This window comes from Arthrobacter sp. W4I7, assembly GCF_030816215.1.
Lineage (GTDB): Bacteria > Actinomycetota > Actinomycetes > Actinomycetales > Micrococcaceae > Arthrobacter > Arthrobacter siccitolerans_A.
This window is the reverse complement of record NZ_JAUSXU010000001.1, coordinates 2,262,370-2,285,987: the sequence shown is the minus strand read 5'-3', so window position 1 is coordinate 2,285,987 and position 23,618 is coordinate 2,262,370. Positions and strand designations below refer to the sequence as shown.

The 23,618-nt window shown below is 62.9% G+C and carries 14 protein-coding genes; 6 read left to right on the top strand and 8 right to left on the bottom strand.

Annotated elements, in window-relative coordinates; all coding sequences use genetic code 11:
• Window positions 1–64 precede the first annotated feature (64 nt).
• From QF047_RS10550 to QF047_RS10540, 3 genes are read left to right on the top strand one after another with little or no spacing between them, the layout of a single operon-like run.
• Complete coding sequence (locus QF047_RS10550) at window positions 65–1,078, top strand: ABC transporter permease (protein ID WP_373427761.1); 1,014 nt, start codon at window positions 65–67, stop codon at window positions 1,076–1,078.
• The gene (locus QF047_RS10545) at window positions 1,075–2,013 is read left to right on the top strand and encodes a carbohydrate ABC transporter permease (protein ID WP_307276528.1); all 939 of its coding nucleotides are present in this window, start codon (window positions 1,075–1,077) and stop codon (window positions 2,011–2,013) included. The genes QF047_RS10550 and QF047_RS10545 overlap by 4 nt, the downstream gene beginning before the upstream one ends.
• 47 nt (window positions 2,014–2,060) lie before the next feature.
• Entirely contained in the window at window positions 2,061–3,689 is a 1,629-nt protein-coding gene (locus tag QF047_RS10540; RefSeq protein ID WP_307276526.1) for a hypothetical protein, read from the top strand.
• A gap of 128 nt (window positions 3,690–3,817) precedes the next feature.
• Here the strand turns inward: QF047_RS10540 and QF047_RS10535 are convergent, their stop codons facing one another.
• A complete protein-coding gene (locus QF047_RS10535; RefSeq protein ID WP_307276521.1) occupies window positions 3,818–4,270 on the bottom strand; it encodes a hypothetical protein in 453 nt (150 codons plus the stop codon).
• Window positions 4,271–5,069: 799 nt separating this feature from the next.
• Here QF047_RS10535 and QF047_RS10530 point away from each other — a divergent pair.
• Window positions 5,070–7,769 (top strand): hypothetical protein, encoded by a 2,700-nt coding sequence (locus tag QF047_RS10530; RefSeq protein ID WP_307276519.1) that lies wholly within the window; start codon window positions 5,070–5,072, stop codon window positions 7,767–7,769.
• 149 nt (window positions 7,770–7,918) lie between these two features.
• On the opposite strand, the gene QF047_RS10525 is transcribed toward QF047_RS10530, so the two are convergent.
• The 6 genes from QF047_RS10525 to QF047_RS10500 all read right to left on the bottom strand — a co-directional run bounded on the left by QF047_RS10525 (window position 7,919) and on the right by QF047_RS10500 (window position 19,076).
• On the bottom strand, window positions 7,919–11,551 hold the full coding sequence (locus QF047_RS10525) for a heparinase II/III family protein (RefSeq protein WP_307276517.1): 3,633 nt from the start codon (window positions 11,549–11,551) through the stop codon (window positions 7,919–7,921).
• A 1,190-nt stretch (window positions 11,552–12,741) separates the two neighbouring features.
• Window positions 12,742–12,957, bottom strand: coding sequence for a hypothetical protein (locus QF047_RS10520; protein WP_307276516.1), 216 nt, complete (start codon window positions 12,955–12,957; stop codon window positions 12,742–12,744).
• 217 nt (window positions 12,958–13,174) lie between these two features.
• Window positions 13,175–14,545, bottom strand: a complete 1,371-nt coding sequence (locus QF047_RS10515; protein ID WP_307276514.1) for an NAD-dependent succinate-semialdehyde dehydrogenase — start codon at window positions 14,543–14,545, stop codon at window positions 13,175–13,177.
• 29 nt (window positions 14,546–14,574) lie between these two features.
• On the bottom strand, window positions 14,575–16,224 hold the full coding sequence (locus QF047_RS10510) for a thiamine pyrophosphate-dependent enzyme (protein WP_307276512.1): 1,650 nt from the start codon (window positions 16,222–16,224) through the stop codon (window positions 14,575–14,577).
• Window positions 16,225–16,374: 150 nt separating this feature from the next.
• Window positions 16,375–18,048, bottom strand: coding sequence for an amidohydrolase (locus QF047_RS10505; RefSeq protein WP_307276509.1), 1,674 nt, complete (start codon window positions 18,046–18,048; stop codon window positions 16,375–16,377).
• Window positions 18,049–18,134: 86 nt separating this feature from the next.
• Window positions 18,135–19,076 carry a LysR family transcriptional regulator gene (locus QF047_RS10500; RefSeq protein ID WP_307276506.1) on the bottom strand — a complete coding sequence of 314 codons (942 nt, stop codon included), beginning with the start codon at window positions 19,074–19,076 and terminating at the stop codon, window positions 18,135–18,137.
• Window positions 19,077–19,201: 125 nt separating this feature from the next.
• Here QF047_RS10500 and QF047_RS10495 point away from each other — a divergent pair, with 125 nt between their 5' ends.
• A complete protein-coding gene (locus QF047_RS10495) occupies window positions 19,202–20,515 on the top strand; it encodes an MFS transporter (RefSeq protein ID WP_307276503.1) in 1,314 nt (437 codons plus the stop codon).
• Between the two features lie 94 nt (window positions 20,516–20,609).
• On the opposite strand, the gene QF047_RS10490 is transcribed toward QF047_RS10495, so the two are convergent.
• Window positions 20,610–22,193, bottom strand: a complete 1,584-nt coding sequence (locus QF047_RS10490; protein ID WP_307276501.1) for an amidohydrolase — start codon at window positions 22,191–22,193, stop codon at window positions 20,610–20,612.
• A 160-nt stretch (window positions 22,194–22,353) separates the two neighbouring features.
• On the opposite strand from QF047_RS10490, the gene QF047_RS10485 reads away from it, so the two are divergent.
• Window positions 22,354–23,577 carry a M20 family metallopeptidase gene (locus tag QF047_RS10485; RefSeq protein ID WP_307276499.1) on the top strand — a complete coding sequence of 408 codons (1,224 nt, stop codon included), beginning with the start codon at window positions 22,354–22,356 and terminating at the stop codon, window positions 23,575–23,577.
• Window positions 23,578–23,618 lie beyond the last annotated feature (41 nt).

Below are 23,618 nucleotides of genomic sequence, written 5' to 3'. Positions count from 1 at the left end.
TCGATGCGCAGGGCCGCGTCCCCCAGTTCAGCAAAGCTCGACTCCAACAAAGGCGTCAGGAACTATGTCCAACATCAAAACGACCTCCTTGGCTGATCCGGCGCGTACGCAGGATCAGCAAACCGGGCCAGGTCCACAAGCCGAGGCTCGCGGGCCCGCCAGGAATAAAAGCACGTTCAGGTCGCGGCTTCGCACCGACTTGCCTCTGCTGCTGCTCGCCGCGCCAGGCATCCTGCTGATCCTGGCTTTCCATTACGTGCCGCTCCTCGGGAACGTCATCGCCTTCAAGGACTACCAGCCGTTCATTGGCATCTGGGACAGCCCGTGGGTGGGATTCGAGAACTTCACGGTTCTCTTCAACGGCGACGCGGCATTCATGAGGGCACTCGGTAACACGCTCATCATCCTGTTGCTTCAGGTCGTGCTGGTTTTCCCCGCACCTATCGCACTGGCTCTGCTCCTGAACAGCCTCATATCCGATCGGGTCAAGCAGTGGGTCCAGAGCATCCTCTACCTGCCGCACTTCATGTCCTGGGTCATCGTTGTGGCAATATTCCAGCAGATGCTCGGCGGTGGTGGATTACTGAATTCCATGCTCCGCTCGGCGGACATGGCCACACTGTCGATCATCGGCAACCCGGACCTCTTCAAGGCGCTGATCACATCCCAGGTGATCTGGAAGGACACCGGGTGGGCCACCATCCTCTTCCTGGCGGCGCTGGCTGGAATCGACCAGTCCCTGCACGAAGCCGCCGCAGTGGACGGGGCCTCCCCCTGGCGGCGGATCTGGCACGTTACCCTTCCGGACCTGCGCGGCCTGATCATCCTGTTACTCATCCTCCGTCTGGGCGATGCACTCACTGTCGGATTCGAACAGATCATCCTCCAACAGCAACACGTCGGGCTGGAAGTTTCGGAAGTACTGGATACCTACGTCTTCAACAACGGCGTCATCGGTGGCGCATGGGGTGTCAGCACCGCAGTAGGACTGGTCAAGGGAATCGTTGGCCTCGCCCTGGTCCTCGGAGCCAACAAAATCGCCCACATGTTCGGCGAAAGGGGCGTGTACCAATCATGACCAATTCCACCCTTAGCAAGCGCAAGGCCTCGGCGCGGGCCCGGCGCCTTGCCGGCACCGAGCGTCCGATGTGGATGGGCAGGCCCAGCCCGGCCGTGCAAGCCCTAAAGGCTATCGTCCTGACCCTCGCCTGCGTGCTGGTGATTCTGCCTTTTATTGCGGTGATTTCAACAAGCCTGTCCGATGAGGAGACGGTCCGGCAGGCCGGCGGGTTCGTCCTGTGGACCACCGAACCGACTTTCGCCGCCTACCAGCAAATATTCTCCGGCGGGGTTGTCACCCGCTCAGTACTGGTCAGCACCGGCGTGACCCTGGTCGGCACACTCATCAGCATCGTCACGACCGTGGCCCTCGCATACGGGTTAGCCCGGCCCAAGACCCTGGGCGCGAAACCGCTGTTGATGACCGTTCTCTTTACCCTTCTCTTCGCTCCGGGACTGATTCCGTCCTACCTGATGGTGAAAGAACTCGGGCTGATTGATTCCTACTGGGCACTGATCCTTCCGGTCTGCGTGAACGCCTTCAATGTGATCGTCGTGCGGTCCTTTTTCATGGACATCCCACAGGAACTCATCGACAGCGCCCGGATCGACGGCGCTTCGGAGTTCACCATCCTTAACAAAATTGTTCTGCCGTTGTCCCGTGCCGTGATCGCCGTGGTCTCCCTCTTCTATGCAGTGGGCTACTGGAATGCCTTTTTCAACGCCGTCCTCTACCTCAACGACAACTCCAAATGGCCTCTACAGCTCGTTCTGCGCACCTTCGTTGTCCAGGGCCAGACCTACCAGCAGTCCCTCGACGGCTCCATACCGCCTCCACAGGCAGCCCTGCAGATGGCCATCCTTGTGGTCTCCATCGTGCCCATCCTGATCGTTTACCCCTTCCTGCAAAAACACTTCGCCAAAGGCATGCTCACCGGAGCAGTCAAGGGCTGACCCCCGCTACAAGCCAGGCCCGCAGCACTTTTCAAAGGAGAAATGACATGACCGTACTCAAACCATCCCGACGGGGATTCCTCAGCGCAGCCGTCCTGCTGGGAGGAGCAGCTGGAACCGGGCTTCTCTCCGGCTGCGCCGGTGGCTCCTCCACCGGAAACACTGCCGCCAACAGTAAAGTGGCCCTCCCCGCATACATTCCCTCTTCCCTGGTTGAAGCTGACCTGCCCGGAAAGGGCGCCGCAATCCAGGCCGGATTTTTCAAGTACCCCCTCGATGATCTGAAGAGGACCGTGGAGGCTGCGCCGGGCAACGGCAGCAGCTTCAGCTTCCTCACCCTGACCTTCGGAGCGGTCGGAACCGCGAAAGAGCAGAACAAATACTGGCAATTCATGAACAAGGAGCTGAACGCAGACATGGACGCCCAGACCACTCTGGCGGACTCGTACCTGCAGAAAGTCCAGACCGTTGTCGCCGGCGGCCAAATACCCGACATGGTCACCTTCGGCAGTAACTATCCGATCCCGCAGACGCCTGCCCTGCTGAAATCCAAATTCACCGAGATCACATCGCACGTCTCGGGCGATGCCATCAAGGACTACCCGAACCTGGCCAACATCCCCACCGAGGCGTGGCAGGCAACTGTCTTCAACGGTGGCATCTACGGCGTTCCCTGCCCGCGGCCGACGGGCGGTGCTCCCATTCTCGCCTACACAGACAGCTTTGCGGCAGCAGGTGTAACGGCAGCACCCAAGAACCTCGAGGACCTCCGGGACGCCCTCAAAGCCGTGACTGACCCCGGAAAGTCTCTCTGGGGGGTATCAAATGCCTTCTCCGCCGCGTATTACGGGCGCCTTGGCAACGGGTCTCCAAACAACTGGCGTGTAGAGGGCGGGAAGTTCACCCACGAGATCGAAACCGAAGCGTTCGAAGCGGCGTTGGCGTGGGCCGCCCAGGTCAAACAGGACGGATCGATACATCCCGACGGAATCACCGTGGAGGACGGCAACCGGCTCTTTGCCGCCCGCAACGTGGCCACCACTCTTGGCAGCGCCACCGGCTGGCCCGGTGTGTACGCGGCAGCGGTCAAAGCAGGCACCAAGGTTGCACCCTGGGTGGCCCCGGCCGCTGAAGGAAAGTCAGCCGTACTTCACGCCGGCAGCCCGTACGGGTTCTTCACCGCATTCGCAAAGACCGACGACGCCGAGCGCATCAAGGAAATGCTTCGAATCGCCGACTACATGGCATCGCCGTTCGGCAGCCAGGAACACCTCAACGTCACCTACGGCGTCAAGGACCTCCACTGGACAAACAAAAACGGCGTCATCGCCCCCACGGACCTGGCAAAGACCGAAAAGGGCATCAGCTTCAGCTACCTCAGCAACGCGCCCATACCCCAGTTCAACCCCGGCTTCGAGGAAGGCACCAAGCTCATCCACGAATTCCAGACCAAGACTGAACCCACGCTGGTCACTGATCCCAGCCTTGTTCTCTTCTCCGACGCATGGAGCAACAAGAAGGCCCAGCTGAACACGCTGATCACTACCGCCATCAATGACGTGGTGCTGGGCCGTAAGCCCGTGTCGACGATCAAAGCCGAACTGGTTCCGGCATGGAAGACAGCCGGGGGAGACCAGGCCCGCAAGGAATTCGAGGAAGCCTTGGCTGCAGGATAGACCCTTTGTATCCGGCGTGCGGGAACGGTCTCGAAGAACGCCGTTCCCGCACACCCGGCCACCTGACGGCGACGCGGGCCAGCACCTATCCACTCCAACCGCATTATCAGTCCCGAAAGGACCCCATGTCATCCGCCATCGGCCTGAACGCCCACGCGCAGGACACCGGACGAGCTCACACCGACTACTGGCAGGATTTCGTGGACTTCGGCCACGAACAATCCGAAGCCGAGCACGCGCTCAACAGTGAGGCGAGTATCGTCATGGCGGATGACATGGATGTTGAGATCCCTGGGCTCCCCACTGGTGCTGACACGATACTCATCGGGCACCCCGGTGAGCCGGGCAGGATAGCGCTGCCGCTTCAACCGGCGGCGACCAGGCTCGCAGACCTGCGCTTCACCATGAAGGTCGACCCGCTCCAGCAGAACTACCTGACGGTCAAGTTCTGGGGCGAGGACTCGTCGGCCTACAAGACCCTGGTCCTCGTTAACGGCGAGCAGGCAGCTTACCGCACCGTCGGGGACTACGAACCAATCAACGTTGGCACACGGGGCGGTCTCCCTGGCCGGTTCTTCCACGCGACCGCCGCGCTTCCGCTGGCTTCAACCACCGGGCAGCAGATCGTCGAAATCACCCTCAGGACATACGCCCTGTCCTACCGGACCCTCGCGGGAGAGACCGGATTTGAAAAGGCCACCAATATTTCGCGGCGGTTTTTCTCCGCCGGTACACACACCGTCCCTGCCCTGCCACCTTCAACCCTGCTGGCCGGTCCACACATGACAGCAGACAACACACCGCAGCCTTCCTGCCTCAAGTCCCAACGAGGGCCCCTTGAGCAGGAAACCGCGATGGTGCACGGCTTCCGCCGGTGGCAAAAAAATCACTTCAACGCGCTGGAAGCCCGCACTGACCAGGGCCAACCGCTGCCGATCAGCAGGTACGACGACGACCTCCGCTTTTACGCCGAAACGCTCCTGCTGGAATGGTCGCCCGCCACAACCAAGGAGCATAAGCGGCAGGGCCTACGGCGGATCTTTGCAACCATCGACCACTACACCCGCGAATACTACGGAAACGTTCTCCTGCTCGGAACCGGGGGACACCAATCCGACTGGGGCGGCTACTACGCGGCCCTCGGTGAGGCGCTGTACATCGTCGAGAACCTGATCGCTGACCAGGACGCGTACGGCTCCGAAGAGTTCGATTCCTTCCTCGCGGAGCCATTCTCCACCGGCACCACAGAGGGCAGAACCTCACTTGCGGACACCGGCTGGGACGGCGGCCCGCTGACCCGGAAGGCGGCATGGGAACGCGTCCTGAAAGCCAACTTCGACTTCGCCCGCTCCCGCGCTCAGCTACATCTACAACCAGGTGATGTACACCTACGAAGGTGCCTGGAAGGCGCACGAAGGGCTGCGCGTCATTGGCTCGACCTTCTACCAGGGAAAGGAACGCAGCCACCGCATCGTCCGCGAGTTCCTGGGGACAGCGCCGTTCCTTGGCGAGGAAGTGCTGATCGGACCCGACGGCCGCGAACTGGAGGTGCATCACTCGCTTTTCCATCACGACGGCAACGCCGAATACACCGAAGACTATGTCCAGGTCATTATGAAGGGCCTGGCCCAAAGCAAACTTACCGACGACGGCAGCCAGGTCCGCAGGATGCCGTACGGGCCGCACTACTACGGGCTGACCCTGGCCGGGCTTACCCGCGAAAACGGCTACGTCGGAGTGTACGGGGAATCAACAAACTACTTCCCCTGCTGGTTCTTTCGGACTCTCGGGCACGCAGGCGACGAAGCACTCAACGATGACATCCTGAAAGTGGCTTTGAAGAACCTGCACGCGCGGGGATTCACCCGGTATCAGGGACAAACAGCGGCGGGACACCGGGCCATGTTCATGCAGCAGGTGATCGATGACCGGAACAGCGACTACCCGGGCCGCCCGGCCTACGGCACCGACGAGGAATCCGGCGCCGCCCTGCGCTATGCGGCGCTGGAAGAATTCATGGCACGGAACCCGGACCGGTACTCCGCGCCGGAATGGGAAGAGTACCGCGAGTATGCAAGGGAAGCCACCGGCTACGCCCAACAGCAATTGCTGGACGCGCAATTCTTTGACTCATTTCAGCGGCGCTGGCTCGACCGTAAACTCAAATACGATCTCCGGATCCAGGAAACCTTCCACTACCTCACCGGGGGCAGGGAAGCCCTTCTCGGGTCTGCCGGTGCCGGCCGCATCCTGCCCCACGCGCATCTGGAGGCCTTCTCCTCGCAGGAGCTGAGGGAACTCGGCGTCGAAGCGGGCTGGGACAACACATCCTTTGCCTGGGTCGACATCGACAATTTGCTGGTTTCTGTGCGCGACGGCGACAACCACCTCTTTGCAAACCTGCTGGAACGAAACACTGGAATGTCGGGCGCAAGCAGGGCCCACCTGCAGTACGGAAGTACCGAACAGCTCCTCCACTTCCAGGCCGACGTCGACATGACCACCAGCTACGTGGCGATCCGGGGCACAACCCGTGAGGAATACCGGCAAAAGGCCCAAGACGAAGTTATAGAAGGCCGGCCTTTCGCCCTCACAGGGGAACTCCTTCCCGTGGCCGCCCAGCCCGGCGTCGGGGAGATCCGGCGTGAAAACTTCATCGAGGACAATCCCTATTCGGCCTATCCGGAGCTTGTCACCGCCTGCGTGGGGGAGTACCTCATCGCGATCAACACCACCCGAACCAGCTACGGAAACAGGCGCTCCATTGCTGTCACGTTGCCCTTTGAACACGACCAAGATGGCGTTCAGGACGTGGTCAGCGGGGCACGGCTTCCCGTGGCTAACGGTCAACTGACGCTTGAGCCGTTGTCCGCCGTCGTCCTCAAAACAGGAATGTCGCCATGCGGCACGCCGATCGCGCCCGCCTGCGTCCCGGCAGTCATCGCCACGCCCGGGCACGGAAAAGTCGGCCTGAGCTGGAAACCAGTTGCTGGAGCGACCAGCTACACCGTCGCTAGGACGGGGAGAGACTCCGAACCGAAAATTTTGGCCGAAGGAATCCCGGGTACTTCGGCGATTCTTGACGCCGACGACCAGACACCGGCTGACTATACCGTCACTGCAAACGGCACCCTTGGAACAGGGCGGCCCTCCCGGCCGGTGCGGTGCTCGGCCTTGCCGAGCACCGGGGGCTCAAGCCTTCAGCCGGCCCTGATAGGGCGGGGGACTGCTGCCCTGATCGCATCCTCGACAGACGGGTATGAGTTCAGAGAAGTGCATGCCGCTGGGTTTGCCGGTGGCGATGACGCGAACCTTTATCTGCGCGAAGAAGCCGACGCTGTGGCGGCCGCAACGGCTCTGGCAGAAGGATCGTTCCAAATCACGGCACGCCTCACCGATGCGGCAACCACGGCAGGTGTGTGGCTGCGGGAGAACCTGACAGGGCGTGCCCGCTACGTTTTCTTCGGACTCGACCACGGCTCCCTGGTGCTGCGCACACGCACCCTGGATACCCGCGAAGACTTCGGCGCAGGAAACCCCGGCGACGACGCCGGCGGGGGACAGACGCGAAGCCCCTACACATGGAAGGTCCGCGGCCTGCCGGTTCCGGACCGGCCATGGCTCGGCCTGCAACGCGACGCTGAGGGCCACCAAATCACTGCACTTATTTCTGCTGATGGCAGGTTGTGGCAGCGGGTCGCCCAGGACATCGTGCCCATGGCGGAAATTGTGCACGCCGGCGTCTGTGTATCCGATGACGCCGTGTTTGAGGCCGTGGGCATCTCGCGTCTCCCGCGCGACATCCCGGTGCTGACAGCTGCCCATGGGGAATCGACCGTTCAGTTGACTTGGACCAAGCCCAAGGCGGTAACCGTCTTCGACCTCTACCTTGTTGACGAGGATGGCCCGTCACTGGCCGGCGAGAATTTGTGGCAGACCTCCGTTGTCCTGCCCGCACCCTCACGGCCTTGCAGGTACAAGGTTGTGGGAAAAGGGCCCGACGGCCGGACGGTCGGAAGCCGTGAGCTCCTGCTGGGAATCCCGGACGGCTCAGACTCGGGCGAACACCAAGGGACGTGATCTTCCCGGAATGCCGGAAGGCCGGTGGAGATAGCTGATAATGCCATTTCCACCGGCCTTTTATGCGCCGTGCCAGCTTTCAGTTCTGAAGGTTAGCTGAGGCGGGCCCTTTTCGGGCCGCCTCAGCTAATCCTTCCGCCTTCTTGGCCCTACGAGGCCTTCATGAGGACCAGAGCCTGATGAGCGCTGACGTTCACGGCGGTGCCGTTGATGGAGCCGTTTGCCTCGGGGGTAGCGCCCGTCCAGTCTCCTGTCAGTCCGAGCTCAGTGCTAGCGGCGGCGTCCCCGCTGTTGAGGACAACCAGGGCACGCTCTCCGTTGGAAGCGACAAACTCGAACGCTTTGAGGGTCCCGGAGCCGGTCGCGCGTTCGATAGTTTCGATTGGCTTTGTGTCCTTCGCCCGCGGCTGCAGCAAGACCGTGTGGTCTGTTCCGGCAGGTTGGCCAAGCTGCAGCCACTGCTGGTTCTCCTGCGGCCAGTCACCGGAGACTTTGCCCTTGTCGAGGCCAACCGAGGGCTGGGCCGATCCGAGGAGGTGAACATCCAGATCCACTCCCTGATAACCGTGGGCCGTAAGCAGACCGGGGGTCTGATCTATCGACGTGGTCAGCGTGTGCAGATTGAACCGGCTCGGTACGGCGGACTTGATACGGTCCCAGACAAGGAAGGCGCCGAAGCCACCCTTGAGCTGGAGCATGTTGCGCTGGTAATCACTAGCGCCAGGCGTGGCCCCACCGGTCTGGACCAGGTCGAGCTTGTCCGAGTAGTAGCGGACAGGCGTTTCCACAGATGGGGCCGTACCCTGCCAGGCACCATCTGACTGGAACTGAATAACGTTGTGGGCCGCTGCACTGTTGAACCAGACATTGTCCCCGTTGAAGTAGCCACCAACACCCGAATCCAGGGCCAGCGGCACCGACTTGCCCCAGAGGGAGAAGCCGCTGCGGTCATCGTGGTTGTGACCCAGCGTCCGGGGGGTGTTGGACATGATCAGGTAGTTCTCGTCGGCCGTTCCCACCTTGTCACGCAGGATGTCGTACCCAACGCTCTTGATCGCTGTGGAGGACAAGGCCGGGTCCTTGGACGGAAGAGCCGGGTCAGTGTTCAGCAGCGGCGGCAACGCCCATGGGTTGGCGCCGGTGTCGGCCATCGGTGACCCTGCCCGGTTCCAGGTCCACTGCATGGCCGCCGAAAGCTCCGGGTCGGAATCCTTGTACAACGCGGCGTTCCAGCCCAGAATCCGGTAGGGCTTTTCGTTGTAGTCAGCATCGCCAATGGCGGGCATCAGGACGGTTCCCGGTGCCTTGGTGTTGGTTGAATCGACGGGAGTTTGGACGTTCACGAGGAAGGAGAACATCTTCTTCAGCTTTGCGTCATTGACCAGGTCGGCCCCACCGGCCCGCTTGAGGGCCTGCGCAAACGGTACGAGCCTCACCAGAGGGGCGGCGTGGTAGCGGATGGTTTCGGGAAATGCCCCGTCCTCCCCGACGACGGTCTCCAAGGTCCATTCAACTTCGCCCTGGGCGTGGGCCCGGTACGTGGCCGATGAGGTCAGGTTCGGGAGGGCCATGCTGACGAGACCGACGCCGATAGCCCGGTCAAGATTCCAGTTCGAGATCCGGCCTGCTTCGGTGGAGCGGTCGTAATAGGTCAGGTTCATCTGGGTGTCCTGCATCCAGCCGAGCCGGTCGGTGAGCCAGGCGCGGTCGGTGGCGCTCATGGATTTGGAGTTGATGACAAGGTCCAGGGCCTGGGCAAAACCTCCCATGGCGCGGCCGAAGTGCACGGCCCCATAGCCGTCCTCACCGTTGGGCTTACCGCCCGTTGTAAGGGCGTAGTTCATACCCCAAATGGATTCACCAACGAGGTATTTGAGTCCCAGGATCGCCTTTTGTGCTGCTTCTTCATTCCCTGTCACGAGGTACACGTTGGCGCTTGCCTGCGTTGCCTCAAACAGCGGGGAATCCCACCGGGTATGTGTATCCCAGTTGTAGGCGGGTGCCTTATAGGCTGCCCCGACTGGTGCCCCGGCGTCATTCGTGTATGAGACGCTCCACGTGAGCCCGGCACCTTCAATGAGTCCACGCTGGCTGATCGTGGCACCCAGGGAATAGCGCGCTCCTGCTGTTGTCGGAAGATCCTGGTTCAAGGACACGGTGGCCTTGTCCGTGGGGGAAGCACCGGTGTATTTGAGAGATGCGGCACCGGTTGCGGCCCACTCACTGGTCTTGCTGACCTCAGCACCCGCAGTTGTCGCAGTCCAAGGGCTCACGCCTGAGCCGAATTCTTCGAAACTGTTGTCCGGAATTGTCACGGGCTGACCGTTGGCCAGGGAGGTGAGGGTGATGGCATCGACCATGGTCGAGCCTTTACCCTCAACATCGAAGGACAGGTGCATCTTGGTTGCGCCGGCCGGGACCGTGTAGATGTTGCTTTGCCCCCGGTGTGGGTTGGCCAGGTACGCGGGGTCCTTCAGCTGTTCAACTGTCCATTTTTGGGACAGCGCGAGCTGGCGCTGGTACTCCTCGCCGACGACGCCTGTCTTGACGCGGTCCTGCAGAGCCTTGACCTCGGAGCTGTTGAGCAGCAGTGACGGGCGGGCGATTGCTTGGGCGTCCTCGTTGATGACGGTGCTGCGGATGAGGGAGATGTCGTCGAACCAGGCTTGGCCTTTGCCTGTGAGCCGAACGAATGCCCGCGCCTCGGTTGCTGCCGCGGGAGGAAAGCCCTGCAGGCCGCTGGCATGCCATCCGGTAGCGCCACTCACGGGTTGTGTCAGCTGTTCGCTGAGCGTGACGCCGTTGCCGTCCAGGTACTTGAGCCCGGCGGTGGCCGTGCCGTTGGCCAGGTCCGTCTTCACTCCGGCGGAGAAGTCGTAAGCGGCAAGCCGTTCGATCGGGATGGGGGAGGACTCCAGAACCGACTGGTCGCCTTCCGATTTATTGATGAGAGTCAGGGAATTTTGCCCGGTTTGGGCAGTTCCGGAGTCGGTACCGGCTGTATTTCCCTCGGCAACGCCGGATACCATGGTTTGCTTTGCGAGGGTGATGTCATCAAACCACGCGGTCCCGCCGTTGTAGAGCCGGTAGTCGATTCGGACCGAGACAGCACCGGCCGGTGCTGCCAATACTGACTCAACATACGTCCAGTCCGAGGTGGACACAGTGTTCTGGATTATCCGGTCACCGCCGACTGTTTGGCCGTTAGCGTTACGGAAAATCACCAAGGGCCGGATGTCACCAGGGGCCGCGTCCTGTCCCTTAATCCAAAATCCGAACTTGTAGGTACCTGGAGAGATCGGGACATAGTTGACTTGCTGCCAGTCACCGATGCCCCCGGGGACGCCGTCAATGCGCAGTGATTTGGTGCCAGTGTGGGCAACAGCTTTGTCCCAAACCATCGTGGCTTTGGCTGCGGAGTAGTTAAATGTCTTCCAGTTTTCAGGGGTTGTTGTCCCTGATTCCACCGAGGGGTTCGGGACTGTGACAGGGGTCCACTGAACGGAGGCAGGGGACCATCCGGCCGGCCCTGGTTGGCCGGTATCGGGAGCAGTTTCTGCGCCTCCATTTGGCACGAGTTCCCGCTGCTGACGGACGTCGGGGGAGATGTCATCGACATCCACGGCCGCGGCTCCCAGGACGTGTATCGAGACCTGCACGTCCTTCGCGTCAGCTGGGGTAGCGGCTGTCAGGGACAGCTCGGACCAGGATCCTGGCTTCATCCCGCTAGGGGCGGACACCTGCTGGCCTACTTCGCTACCGTCGGCTGCAGTGAACCTCACCCGAAGTTCAACCCTTGGTGACCCTTCCGCTGGCCGCACCAGCGCACGGTAGTAAACAACATCAGAGGACTTCTTCAGCTTAACGGCAGGGGAGCTGAGCACCGTCGCGTCAGTCTCAGAGACTGAGTTGATTCTGGCACCTGATTTTCCCGTCCGTGCCGAAGTCGTGCCAGTAGAGGCCGTCCCCGGTCCGCTCCGGCTCCAGCCCTCGGGCAGAGACGGCTGTGCACCTTCTTCGAAGGTCGCTCCTGGAATAGAGAAGCCCTGGGAAGTATCTGTCGCAGGTGCTTGGGGGAACGCCGCGACTGCGCCCCCGGCAGTTACAGTCGCCACAAGCAGGGAAAGTGCGAGGGCAGCCCCCAAAGGGCGGCAAATTGCTGGGTCTTTCAAAGGTGAACCCCTTCGTTCGTCATATTCGAAGCAGTAATTGGGCAGGGCCAAAGGCAGCAGCCAATACGAGACCTGTATCACTGATATCGATATCAGAATAGGTGAACTGGAGGTTTCTCGCAACAGATGCTCAGTGGCGTCAGGCAAGGGAAAGGGCCCAAATCGTCCAGTTTCCAAGGCTTACTGTGACCCAACAGGATGATCGGGCCACAGCACGCTGGCCACATTCCCCGACGGCAAATATAGGAATTTCTTTCATCGTAGAAGCGGGAGTTGTCGCAGCTACCTCTACTCCCGTTGGTCCGGAGCCGATAATGGACCTTCCGTCAACCTGCCCTGACTCGGGCTATGCCCTTACTTTCAAAGCATGGTGCCGAAACTAGAAGGTGACCTTGAGTGGTCCACGGCTGGGGTCAATCCAGGTTATCCATGGCTGGAAGTGGGAGCCGTTGGGATAGCTCCATGGCAGCAGTAGCGGTGGATAACCTATGAGAACTGTCCCTGGCTGTGGGCGGCGGCAGCGTACTTCTTCAGGGTAAGGCGGAGAATCAATTCCCATTACTTTTGCCATCCTGACAAGGAACCGCTTGTCGGGTTGCGGTGTAATTCAACCGGGGCTCTCGACGCAAGGCCGCCAGCTCCGCAGGCTTCGGAACCAGGTTTGCCAATTCACTTTCCGCAGCAAGTCGTTTCTTTGCTACCACGCAGGGCATACCTGCGTACCTGACCTGTTCCGCTGGCTGGCCGCTAGTCGGTTTCCGGTCCTGAGCAGTAGTGGCAATCCTCTGTACACTGGTCGGTCATGACGTTGCCGGCTGCAGGTTGTAGCCGTCGTGGATATGGAACAGGCGGCGGCCGCCAATAGGGTTGTGGACCCAGATGATGTCACCATCCGCTGTCCGCGCGTCCACTTCGCCGGCATACTCGGTGCGCCCGCTGCTGCCCAGCTGCACCCTGTCTCCCACCTTGATGTCGTCCCAGCCGGAGGCACCGGCGCGTTTCGGCTTTGAACTCACAATTTTCTCCTTGAGCTTGGTCGCAGAATGTAGTCGGGGCGTGTGCTCTCGTCGGTATCTTGGCCGCTTCCGTGTGTGTGGTGCACTTCGGTCCAAGGTGTTGTTTTCCGTGGCCCGGGCGGTTGGGGCCAGCTGCCGATCGAGACGTTTTTAGTGCTCTTATCCCAATTAGCTGGTCAGGTGGTGGCAGAGCTTCTATGTGTGACGGGATGGGCAATTATTTTCCAGTGCGAATGAGCTTCCTGTTGACGAATTCGTCCATGCCGTACTTGCCTAGTTCGCGGCCGACGCCGGAGCGCTTGATGCCGCCGAAGGGCAGCTCGGGCGCGGTGCCGGGTGCTTCGTTGATGTACACCATGCCGGTATCAAGTCGGTCCGCGATCGCCTTGGCTTTAGCTGTATCTGTGGACTGGATGACGGCCCCGAGGCCGTACACGGAGTTGTTGGCCAGTTCCACCGCGTCATCCTCGGACGAGGCGCGGTAAACAACAGCAACCGGGCCAAAGAGTTCCTCAGAAAAGGCCCGCATGTCCTCGGTAACGCCGGTAAGGACCGTGGGCTGGTACCAGGCTCCAGGCTGTTCCAGCGGGGCGCCGCCGGTGAGCACGTTGGCGCCCTTGGCAATGGCGTCGTCAACCTGCGCGGCGAGGCCGTCACGGGCAGCTGATGAGGACAGGGGACCCATGAACGTGTCAGCCTCCGTGGGATCGCCCACCTTCACCGACGTGACGGCACCAACGAACTTCTCGACAAATTCGTCGTAGACAGCATCGGTCACGATGATGCGCTTGGCGGCGTTGCAGGCCTGGCCGGTGTTGCCGAAGCGGCCGAACAGCGCGTGCGCGGCGGCCTGGTCAACGTCTGCGGAGTCCAGCACCAGGAAAGGGTCCGAGCCGCCCAGTTCCAGAACTACCTTCTTGAGGTTGCGCCCGGCAATTTCGGCCACGGCCGATCCTGCGCGCTCCGAGCCGGTGAGGGACACGCCCTGCACGCGGGGGTCTGCGATGATGCCGGCCACCTGCTGGTTTGTGGCGAAGACGTTGACGTAGGCTCCTTCGGGGGCGCCGGCGTCCCGGAAGATCTGTTCCATCGCCAGTGCCGACTCAGGGCACTGTGGTGCGTGCTTGAGCAGGATGGTGTTGCCGTTCATCAGGTTGGGGGCGGCGAAGCGAGCCACCTGGTAGTACGGGAAGTTCCACGGCATGATGCCAAGGAGCACCCCGAGCCCTTCCTTGCGGACAACCGCCGTACCGGCTGCAACGTCAATGTCCTCGTCCTCAAGGAAGCCGGGGCCGTTGTCAGCGTAGTAGCGATAAATGGACGCAACAATGTCCACTTCGATCTGTGCCTGGAAGATGGGCTTGCCCATTTCCTTGGTGACGATCGCGGCCAGCTCGTCGCGCCGTTCGGTGTAGAGCTCGGCGACGCGGTCCAGGAGTTTCACCCGGTCGGCAAGCTGCGTCTTGTTCCATCCTTTGAATGCGGTATCGGCGGCGGTTACAGCCGCGGTGATCTCTGCGTGGGTGGCCGTGGGGTAGCTCTTAATGTGCTCTCCGGTGGCAGGGTTGGTGACGGCATACAGGCTCATGCTGTTCTCCTTTAGGGGGACCGGATCGCTTAAGGGAGGGCGATCTGCGGGTCGGTGATGACGTGGATGATGGCGGGGATGCGCTGGTCCTGCACGGCTTTAAGGGCGCGTTCGACGGCGATGGCCGCGTGGTCGTCGTTCGTTACGGTTTCGCCGTGCCCGCCGAAGGCGCGGGCGAAGCCGGCAAAGTCCGGGTTCTTCAGCTGGGTGCCGCTGACGCGGCCGGGGAAGTGGTGCTCCTGGTGGTCCCGGATGGTGCCGTACTGTCCGTTGTCCATGACAATGATGAGCATGGCGGCGCCGTGCTGTACGGCGGTGGCGAACTCCTGGCCGTTCATCAGGAATTCACCGTCGCCGGCGATGGCGACCGCCAACCGTTCCGGGCTCTCAAGCGACGCGGCAACGGCTGCCGGGACGCTGTAGCCCATGGATCCGTTGCGCATGCTCAGCTGGGACGGGAACACCTGGGTGGGCAGGTACCGCTGCGCCCAGGCGCAGTGGTTTCCGGCGCCGAAGCTGTAGACGGCGTCCTCGGGCAGGCGGTTAACCAGTTCGGCGACAACGGCGCTCATGTGCCCGGTTCCTTCCCGGGTGGCCGGCAGGGAAGCCAGGTCGGGCAGTGCGGCGAAGGCGGCCTGTGCTGCGCGGCCGGTTGCACGCCAGGTGTTCCATTCTGCGGCCTTGCCCAGTTGGACATCCTTGACGGCGCCGGCGAAGGCGACCGGGCTGGCGAGGATATGTGCCGTCACGGCACCGGAACGCCCCCGCAGGGAAGTGTCGATGTTGACCAGGATGTTGGTTGCATCGTGGCCCTGGCGCACGCTGTAGCCATCGGTGGGAACGTCTGTGGGAACGGCCCCGATGGCCAGCAGAACGTCGGCTTCGGCGAAGATCCGTGCGGTGTCCTGGGTCCGGCCGTAGCCGAGGGCTCCGACGAAGACCTCGGAGTCGAAGGGGATGCGGTCCGCGGCGCGCCAGTCCTGGATGACCGGGATGCCGTTGGCCTCGGCAAAGGTGGTTACGGCGGTGGCAGCTTCAGGGGTCCAGCGCTGGCCGCCCACGAAGATGGCGGGCTTCTTGGCGGAGCCAAGGGCGGTGGTGATCAGCTCAAGCTCCGCGGGGGAGACTGCGCCCTCGGCCACGGTGATCACGGGGTGGAGTTCACCCTCGAACGGATGTGTGATGACGTCTTCAGGGAGGCCGACGATCACCGGGCCGGGGCGTCCGGACTTCGCGGCGAAGAAGGCTTCGGCCACCACCTCGGAGGCACGTGAGGCCTCGTCGAGGACAAAAACCCGCTTGGCCTGGGTGCCGAACCAGGCGTGGGGATCGAACTCCTGGAAGGACTCGCGCTGGCGGTCCGCCACCGGAATCAAGCCGACGAACAGGACCATGGGGGTGGCGTCCTGCCAGGCGGCGTGGATGGCAACGTAGGCGTTGGCTGCGCCCGGGCCGCGGGTCACCATCGCGACTCCCGGTTCGCCGGTGAACTTGCCGTGTGCTTCTGCCATGTAGGCGGCGCCGCCTTCCTGGCGGCAGACGATGGTTTCGATATCCGCCCCGTGTAAACCATCGAGGACGGCAAGGTAGCTTTCGCCCGGTACCGCAAAGACACGGTTGACGCCGTGCAGGGCCAGCGAGTCAACGATTGCCTGGCCGGCGTGGTTTTTCTTCTCCAACGTGGTGCTCCTCATCAGGGGTGTGCCATAGGGCTACGGAAAGGGGATGCTGGCCGCAATGGCCTTCTCTTGGTCTCAAGTATTGGAAACCAGCTTCATGCTGTCCAATGCATATGTGGCCCCAATGCCATAACAAAAGGGCATGAACTATTACAGGCTTCCAGCGGCCAACTGGCCGCCGACAACCGTGACGGTGGGTCGGACGTCGCTGATCCTGTCGGGCGCGACTTGGTAGAGGTCCTCGGAAAGTGCGACGAAGTCGGCGAGCATGCCGTGTGAGAGCGAGCCCTTGTAATGGTCTTCGCGGGCCGCATAGGCGCTGCCAACGGTGTAGGCCCGCACGGCTTGGGCCACGCTGATCCGTTCGGCCGGTCCGAAGTCCGCCCCGGACGCCGTGCGCCGGTTCACGAGGTCATGGATATTGAGGAGCGGATCCGCGGAGACCACGGGTGCGTCGGTGCTGGCAGGGACCTCTATCCCGGCATCGAGGAAGGCCTTCACCCTGTAGGTCAGCGCCACCCGTTCCGGGCCCAGCGCGCGGGTGGCGCCATCGCCGAGTTCGTTGATGAACCGGCCCTGCGGTACGGGAATGAGGTTCAAGGATGCCATGCGCCGGATTTGTTCATCGCCGGCAACGTTCACGTGTTCGATCCTGTGCCGCACATCCTGCCGCGGGTATAGCTGCTGGGCTTCCTCGAAGATGTCCATCACCACGTCCAGGGCGGCGTCACCGATGGCGTGTGTTGCTACCTGCCAGCCGGCACGGTGTGCGCCGATGATGCGTTCGCGCAGGTCCTCGGCGGGAAACTGGAGGAGTCCGCGATTGTCATGGCCCTCGGCTGCGTCCAAGTGGTAGTCGCAGCACATGAAGGCGCTCCGGCCAATGAGTGAGCCGTCGGACAGGATCTTCGTGGGTCCCAGCCGCAGCCATTGGTCGCCGAACCCTGTCCGGATGCCGAGGTCCAGGCCGAGGCGTTTGGGGCCGTCGTCGTGTTGGCCGGTCTGCCCTGGGTTGCTGTCCAGGCCGTGCAGGGTGGTGAGGTAGGGCATCACCGTGGCGCGGACGCCCAGCAGGCCGGCATCGCGGGCGGCCTGGTAGCCGGCGATGTCGGACATGGTGTGGCCGATGTGCTGTGGGGCTCCCAGTCCTGGCTCGGTAATACTGGTGATGCCCAGTTTCAGCAGAGCGGCGCTGCCTGCACCTACCATCGTGGCCACGTCCTCCACTGTGGGGGCGGGAATGGCGTCCATGACCAGCGCGCGGGCCGTTTCCTGAAGCAGGCCGACGGCCCTGCCGCTTGCGTCGACGGGCGCGGCCCCGCCCTCGGGTGAGGGGACGCTGCGGCGGTCGGGGTAGCCGGCGCGTTCGAAGGCTGCGGTGTTGGCCACTCCCATGTGACGGGAGTTGTGCATCAGCCAAACCGGGCGGCCATGGCTGACGGCGTCGAGCTGCTCAGCCGTCGGGTGCTGGTTTCCCAGGTAGTTCTGGTCGTATCCCGCGCCCTGGACCCATGCCCCGGCGGGGGCGTTCCGGCAGGTGCGGTCCACGGCATCCAGCAGTTCATCCATGGTTGGGCAGGCGGAGGGGCGGACATCGACCTGCACCAGGGCTTGACCCACGTAGCTGAGGTGGCAGTGGGCGTCGTTGAAGCCGGGGACGACGGCGGCGCCCCCCATGTCGTGGATGTCGCGGAAGAGGGACTGGGGGAGTTCGTCGTCGAGGCTGATGATGCGTCCGTTGTGGACGCCCACGCTGTGCACCCGCGGGCGGCTTCCGTCCTGGGTGTAGAACGTTCCGTTGGTGTACAAGGCGTCGAAAAGCATGCACTTCTCCCAGTCTGGTGGATAGGCGGTAGCCTCCAGTATCAGGACCGGGCTTCATGCTGTCTAAGACCTAAAAGTTCGCTAACTTATCCCTTTTCAGCATGTTCTTTTGCACTTTCCGCCCCTTCCTCCACGAGGGCTCCCCGTCCGTTGAGGAAGTCCCGTAAACGAAGCGCGGTGGCGCGGATGGCCTTTTCCGCGAAGTGCCCTGGAATCCACGCCGTGTGCAGGGGCAGCCGGAGGACATGGCCTGGCTTTCCTTGGGCGCCAGCGAGAATGCGGATCGGGTGGGTGCCGTACGCGGGCAGGTCGGTGGTCACCCCAATACCGTGTCCGGCAGCGGCCAGGGCCATGATGGTCTGTCCGTCATCGCATTCGGAGACCTGGCGGAAGCTCAAGTGGGCCTGGTTGAGTGCATCGTCGAGAAGGTACCGGCTGACGCTCTGGTGCGAGGGCAGGATGGCATGCTGGCTGGCCAGGGCCGAAAGGGGGAGTTCAGATACCCCCTCCAGCGCCCACGGATGGTCTGCCGCCACGTACGCGGTCAACGGGATACTTCCGAGCGGCATGGTTGCCAGCCCGGATTCAGGTGCCGCCGGGGATACAGCGAAGTCGCTGCCATGCAGAAGAGCATCGGTGATGGCGAAGTGGCTGGTCTCCCTGGTAATGATCAACGGATCCTCCGGACCCGTCGTGGCAATATAGGGCGCCAGGAAGCCGCGGACTGAAGCGGCGGTAGCAGCAACCACCAGCGTGGCTACCCGTCCTGTGCGGAGCGCATCTGCCGCGTCCTCCAGGGTCTGGGTCTCCAGGATCAGGCGACGGGCGGCAGGGACGAAAGCACGGCCGGCAGGGGTAAGGACAAGCTTGTTGCCCTGAGCCTCGAAAAGGCTTAGCTTGAATTCCTTTTCCAGTGTCTTAATCTGCCGGCTGAGCGCAGGCTGGGCTATATGGATAAGCTCAGCCGCTGCAGTGATCGTGCCGGCATCCACGACGGCCAAAAAGTACTCAAGACGGCGAAGGTTCATGACAATAGCATGCCGTTTGGGTATGCGATTGCGCAAGAAGAGGTATTGGCGGGTATGCACCGGCTCACAGTACCGTCGTCTACAGCAAGCACGGATCTGCACTCTTTAGCCGAAAGACCCACCCAATGACTACTCCCGCTTCACGTTTGGCCGCACACGCCCCGGCCAAGGAACGTGGTCCATCCAGCCCAGGCAAGGTGGTAGCCGCCGCCTTTATCGGCACTGCCCTTGAGTGGTATGACTTCTTCCTCTTCGGAACAACCGCAGCCATCGTCTTCGCGCCGCTTTTCTTCCCCGGCACCGACCCGGTGGCCTCCACGGTCTCCGCCTTCCTCAGCTTCAGCGCCGCCTTCGTTGCCCGTCCCATCGGTGCCATCATCTTTGGCCACGTAGGGGACAAGTACGGGCGCCGCGGGGCGCTGGTGGCAACGGTGATGCTCATGGGCGCCGCGTCCGCCCTGATGGGCTTGTTGCCCACCTATGCGACGGCCGGCGTCGTCGCCCCGATACTGCTGACGCTGCTCCGGGCGGTCCAAGGTGTGGCAACCGGCGGGGAATGGGGTGGGGCCACGCTGATGGCCATTGAGTACGCCCCTGCCAAGCGCCGTGGCCTGTACGCAGCCCTCGTTCAGCTCGGCTCACCCGTGGGCACCCTGCTTTCCACCGGTGCCATTACCCTGGTTGCCCTGTTGCCCAAGGAAGACTTCATGGCCTGGGGCTGGCGTCTGCCGTTCATCGCCTCGGTTCTCCTGGTGGCGGTGGCGCTCTGGCTCCGCTGGAACGTGGATGAAACTCCCGAATTCCAAGAACTGCAGGCAAACGATGGAACCAAGAAGGCTCCCGTCGTCGAACTGTTCCGCAAGCACAAGCGCAGGCTGGCCATCGGAGTCTGCACCTATCTGGTGGGCAACGCCGGCTTCTTCATCCTGACCACCTTCATGATCAGCTACGTGGCCCGGGTCCTGGGCCTGCCGTCCACGGTGATCCTCACCGCCATGACCATCGGAGCTGTAGCCCAGATGGTCATAACAGTGGTCGCCGGACGCCTTGCCGACCGTTTCGGCCCGGCCCGCGTAGGGATCATCGGCTACTCCATCTTCATTGCCCTGGCATTTCCCATCTTCGGGCTCGTGGACACCAGGGACCCGGGCCTGATCATCGTGGCCATGGTGCTGGCATTCGGTCCGTGTGCCATCACCTACGCGATCATCGGCGCCCTGATCGACCGGCTCTTCCCCGCAGAGGTTAAGTACACGGGCATGGGGCTTTCGGCAAACCTGTCCGCCGTCGTCGCTGGATTCATGCCGGCGCTGGCCACTGTCTTCCTGTCCCTGTCGGGGAATGCTTCCTGGGGACCGGCCACCCTGCTGGTGGTGATCGGCCTGATCTCGCTCGGCGGGGCCATCGTGACCTCGAAGGTCAGGGCTGACGCCAGATAGGGCGAACTGCAACCGCATAAGGTACCCCCGCAGCCGTACTGTGGGGGTACTGGCGTTTTATGCCCGCTGCGCCGCCTGCCCACGTGGGCGGCGTTTAGTCCTTGAGCCCGTAGCGGACTGAGCCGCCGGTGACGGTCACGAGAACTTTCGTTTCCCTGAGCTCGGCAGGTCCCACTGCGAAAATATCCGTGTCCAGCACGGCGAAGTCGGCGAGCATACCGGGACTGAGCGTGCCTTTGATGTTCTCTTCGCCGGACGCGTAGGCGGGTGCTGAGCAGTAGGCATGCAGCGCCTCTTCCAGTGTGATCCGCTCCTGTGGTTCCCATCCGCCGTCTGGCTTGCCTTCCGCGGTTGTCCGGGTGATGGCGGCATGCAGCCCGTGGAACGGGTTGGGTACTTCCACGGGGGAGTCGGATCCGAAGGCCACGGTGGCTCCGGCGTCCAGAAGGCTGCGCCAGGCATAGGAGGCCAGGTCCCGGCCCTCGACCATGCCCAGGATGGGCAGGTCGCTGGGGCAGTGCTGGGGCTGCATTGAGGCCACCACGCCGAGCGTGCTCAGCCGGGGGACATCGGCAGGCTTCAGGAACTGGACGTGCTCGATCCGGTGACGCAGGTTGTGTTGTGCCGTGATGTTTTGGATGTCCTCCAGGGCGTTCAGGACCAGGTGGTTGGCGCGGTCACCGATGGCGTGGACGGCGACGGCGATTCCTGCCGTGGCGGCCCGTGTGGCCAGCCTCAACAGCTCGGGATAGGCGGTCACTTCCATGCCGTGGCTGGTGCTGCCCGGGAAAGGCTCGCTCATGTGGCAGGTATGGGAGCCCGCCGCGCCGTCAGCGAAAATTTTCACAGCGCCGTGACGAATCCAAGCGTCGCCCTGGCCGGTCCGGATTCCGCCCAGGATCGCTGCTTCCAGGTCATCGTGGGCCAGGAGCTTGTGCACCCGCAGGGCAAGCGCGCCCTCATCCCGGAGCTGTCTGTAGCCCGCAAGGGCGTCGGCTCCGTCGATGTCGTGGACCCCCGTCAGACCCAGGGAAAGAAGATACTGCTGGGCCTCCCGCAGCTGGTCGGCCAGATTTCCGGATACTCCTGATGCGGCGAGTTTCCGGACCGGGTACACCGCGCTCTCCCGCAGGATCCCGGTGGCATCTCCGTGGGCGTCACGGACAATTTCACCGCCGGCAGGGTCGGGCGTGGTCCTGGTGATCCCGAGCAGCTGGAGCGCCTGCGAATTGGCCCACACCGTATGGCCGTCCGCGCTGGTCAGGGCAACAGGGTTCCGTGGGCAGAGGGAATCGAGGCTTGCCCGGTCGGGCTGAACCGGGATTTCCCATGCGTTGAAGTCCCACCAGCCGCCCAGAATCCACTCTCCTTCCCGGTAGCGGGGCTTCACTTCTGACACCTCGGCAAGGGCTTCCGCCAGGCTTCTGGCTTGCCGAAGGTCTACCTCGTGCATGGACCGGGCCAGGCTCGCGGTGTGGATGTGGGCATCCGTGAGCCCTGGGATCACGACGGCGTTGCCCAGGTCAACCGTCTTCGTCCCTGCGGGTGCGTGGGCCCGGAGCTGGGCTGCCGTGCCGGCAGCAACAATCACGCTGTCCTCCACCAAGAGGGCCTCGGCCCGTGGCTGGTCCCGATTGAGGGTGTGGAAAGTGGCATTGGCAAAGAGGGTGGCGGTCACGGAAACAGAGTAAGGGTTGTCAGGGCTCCTTCCACCATGCCCTGACGGCATGAATTCAGTGCAGTTTTGGTCATGGACGGCAAGTAGCCCAGCTCACATACTCGAATGAAACCCCCGCCATGTTGAGGCGGCTGGCTTGTTCATTCGAAGGGAATACCGCGTGTCTGCCGACAAAATTCTTGAAGATGCCCGTGAGCTGCACGGCGACATCGTTCAGTTACGCCACGACCTGCACCGCCACCCCGAGCTGGGCCTTGAGTTGCCGCGCACCCAGGAGAAAGTGCTCGAGGCATTGGCCGGCCTTCCCCTGGAGATCACCCTGGGCAAAGGCCTCACCTCCGTCGGCGCCGTCCTGCGCGGCACTGCCGGTGACTCCTCTGGCGTCGACCGCCCCACGGTGTTGCTCCGCGCAGACATGGACGCCTTGCCGCTCCAGGAGGAAACCGGCGTCGGTTACACCTCCCAGGTGGCCGGCCGCATGCACGCCTGCGGGCACGACCTGCACACGTCCATGCTGGCAGGTGCCGCCCGGCTGCTGGCCGAGCGCCGCCACCAGTTGGCCGGCGACGTCGTCCTGATGTTCCAACCCGCCGAAGAGCAGCTGGCAGGCGCCCCCATGATGATCGACGAAGGGATCCTGGAGCTCTCCGGCCGGCGGGCGGACGCCGCCTACGGCCTGCACGTCTTCAGTGCCGGCGGCAACACCGGCCGGTTCGAGACGAAACCGGGAGTCATGATGTCCGCCGCGGACGCGCTCTTCGTCAAGGCCATCGGCCAGGGAGGACACGGATCGGCGCCGCACCAGGCGAAGGACCCCGTCCCCGTGCTGGCGGAAATGATCCTCGGCCTCCAGCACATGGTGACCCGCCAGTTCAACGCCCACGACCCCGTGGTGGTCTCGGTGGGGATGGTCAAGGCCGGCGAGGCCATCAACGTCATACCCGATACCGCCGAGTTCGGTGCAAGCCTGCGGATGTACTCGGACGAGGCCCGCGCCAAAATGCAGTCAGCCATTCCACGTCTGCTCGAGGGAATCGCCTCGGCCTACGGGCTGACGATCGAGATCAGCTACCAGGTGGGCGGACGGGTCACGGTGACAGACGAAGCCCACACAGCCTTCGCAGCCGACCAGATCGAAGAGCTGTTCGGTGCCCAACGCCATCACCGGCTCGCCGCTCCGCTGGGCGGCTCCGAAGATTTCGCCGAGGTCCTGGCCCGCGTTCCGGGGAGCTTCATCTGCCTGGACGCCACTCCGGCAGGCCGCCCGGACGCAGCCTTCAACCACTCGCACCGCGCCACGTTTGACGACAGCGTCCTGGTGGACGGCACAGCCCTGTACACCCAGCTCGCCGTAGCCCGACTCGCGCAGCTCACCGGCATCTGACCGCACCCTCCATCTCAGAGACCCTCCCACCCAAGGAACTC

Coding starts and splice junctions, on each gene's coding strand:
- QF047_RS10540 (WP_307276526.1), top strand. CDS start 2,061: ATGACCGTACTCAAACCATCCCGACGGGGATTCCTCAGCGCAGCCGTC.
- QF047_RS10550 (WP_373427761.1), top strand. CDS start 65: ATGTCCAACATCAAAACGACCTCCTTGGCTGATCCGGCGCGTACGCAG.
- QF047_RS10495 (WP_307276503.1), top strand. CDS start 19,202: ATGACTACTCCCGCTTCACGTTTGGCCGCACACGCCCCGGCCAAGGAA.
- QF047_RS10505 (WP_307276509.1), bottom strand. CDS start 18,048: ATGCTTTTCGACGCCTTGTACACCAACGGAACGTTCTACACCCAGGAC.
- QF047_RS10500 (WP_307276506.1), bottom strand. CDS start 19,076: ATGAACCTTCGCCGTCTTGAGTACTTTTTGGCCGTCGTGGATGCCGGC.
- QF047_RS10545 (WP_307276528.1), top strand. CDS start 1,075: ATGACCAATTCCACCCTTAGCAAGCGCAAGGCCTCGGCGCGGGCCCGG.
- QF047_RS10530 (WP_307276519.1), top strand. CDS start 5,070: ATGTACACCTACGAAGGTGCCTGGAAGGCGCACGAAGGGCTGCGCGTC.
- QF047_RS10515 (WP_307276514.1), bottom strand. CDS start 14,545: ATGAGCCTGTATGCCGTCACCAACCCTGCCACCGGAGAGCACATTAAG.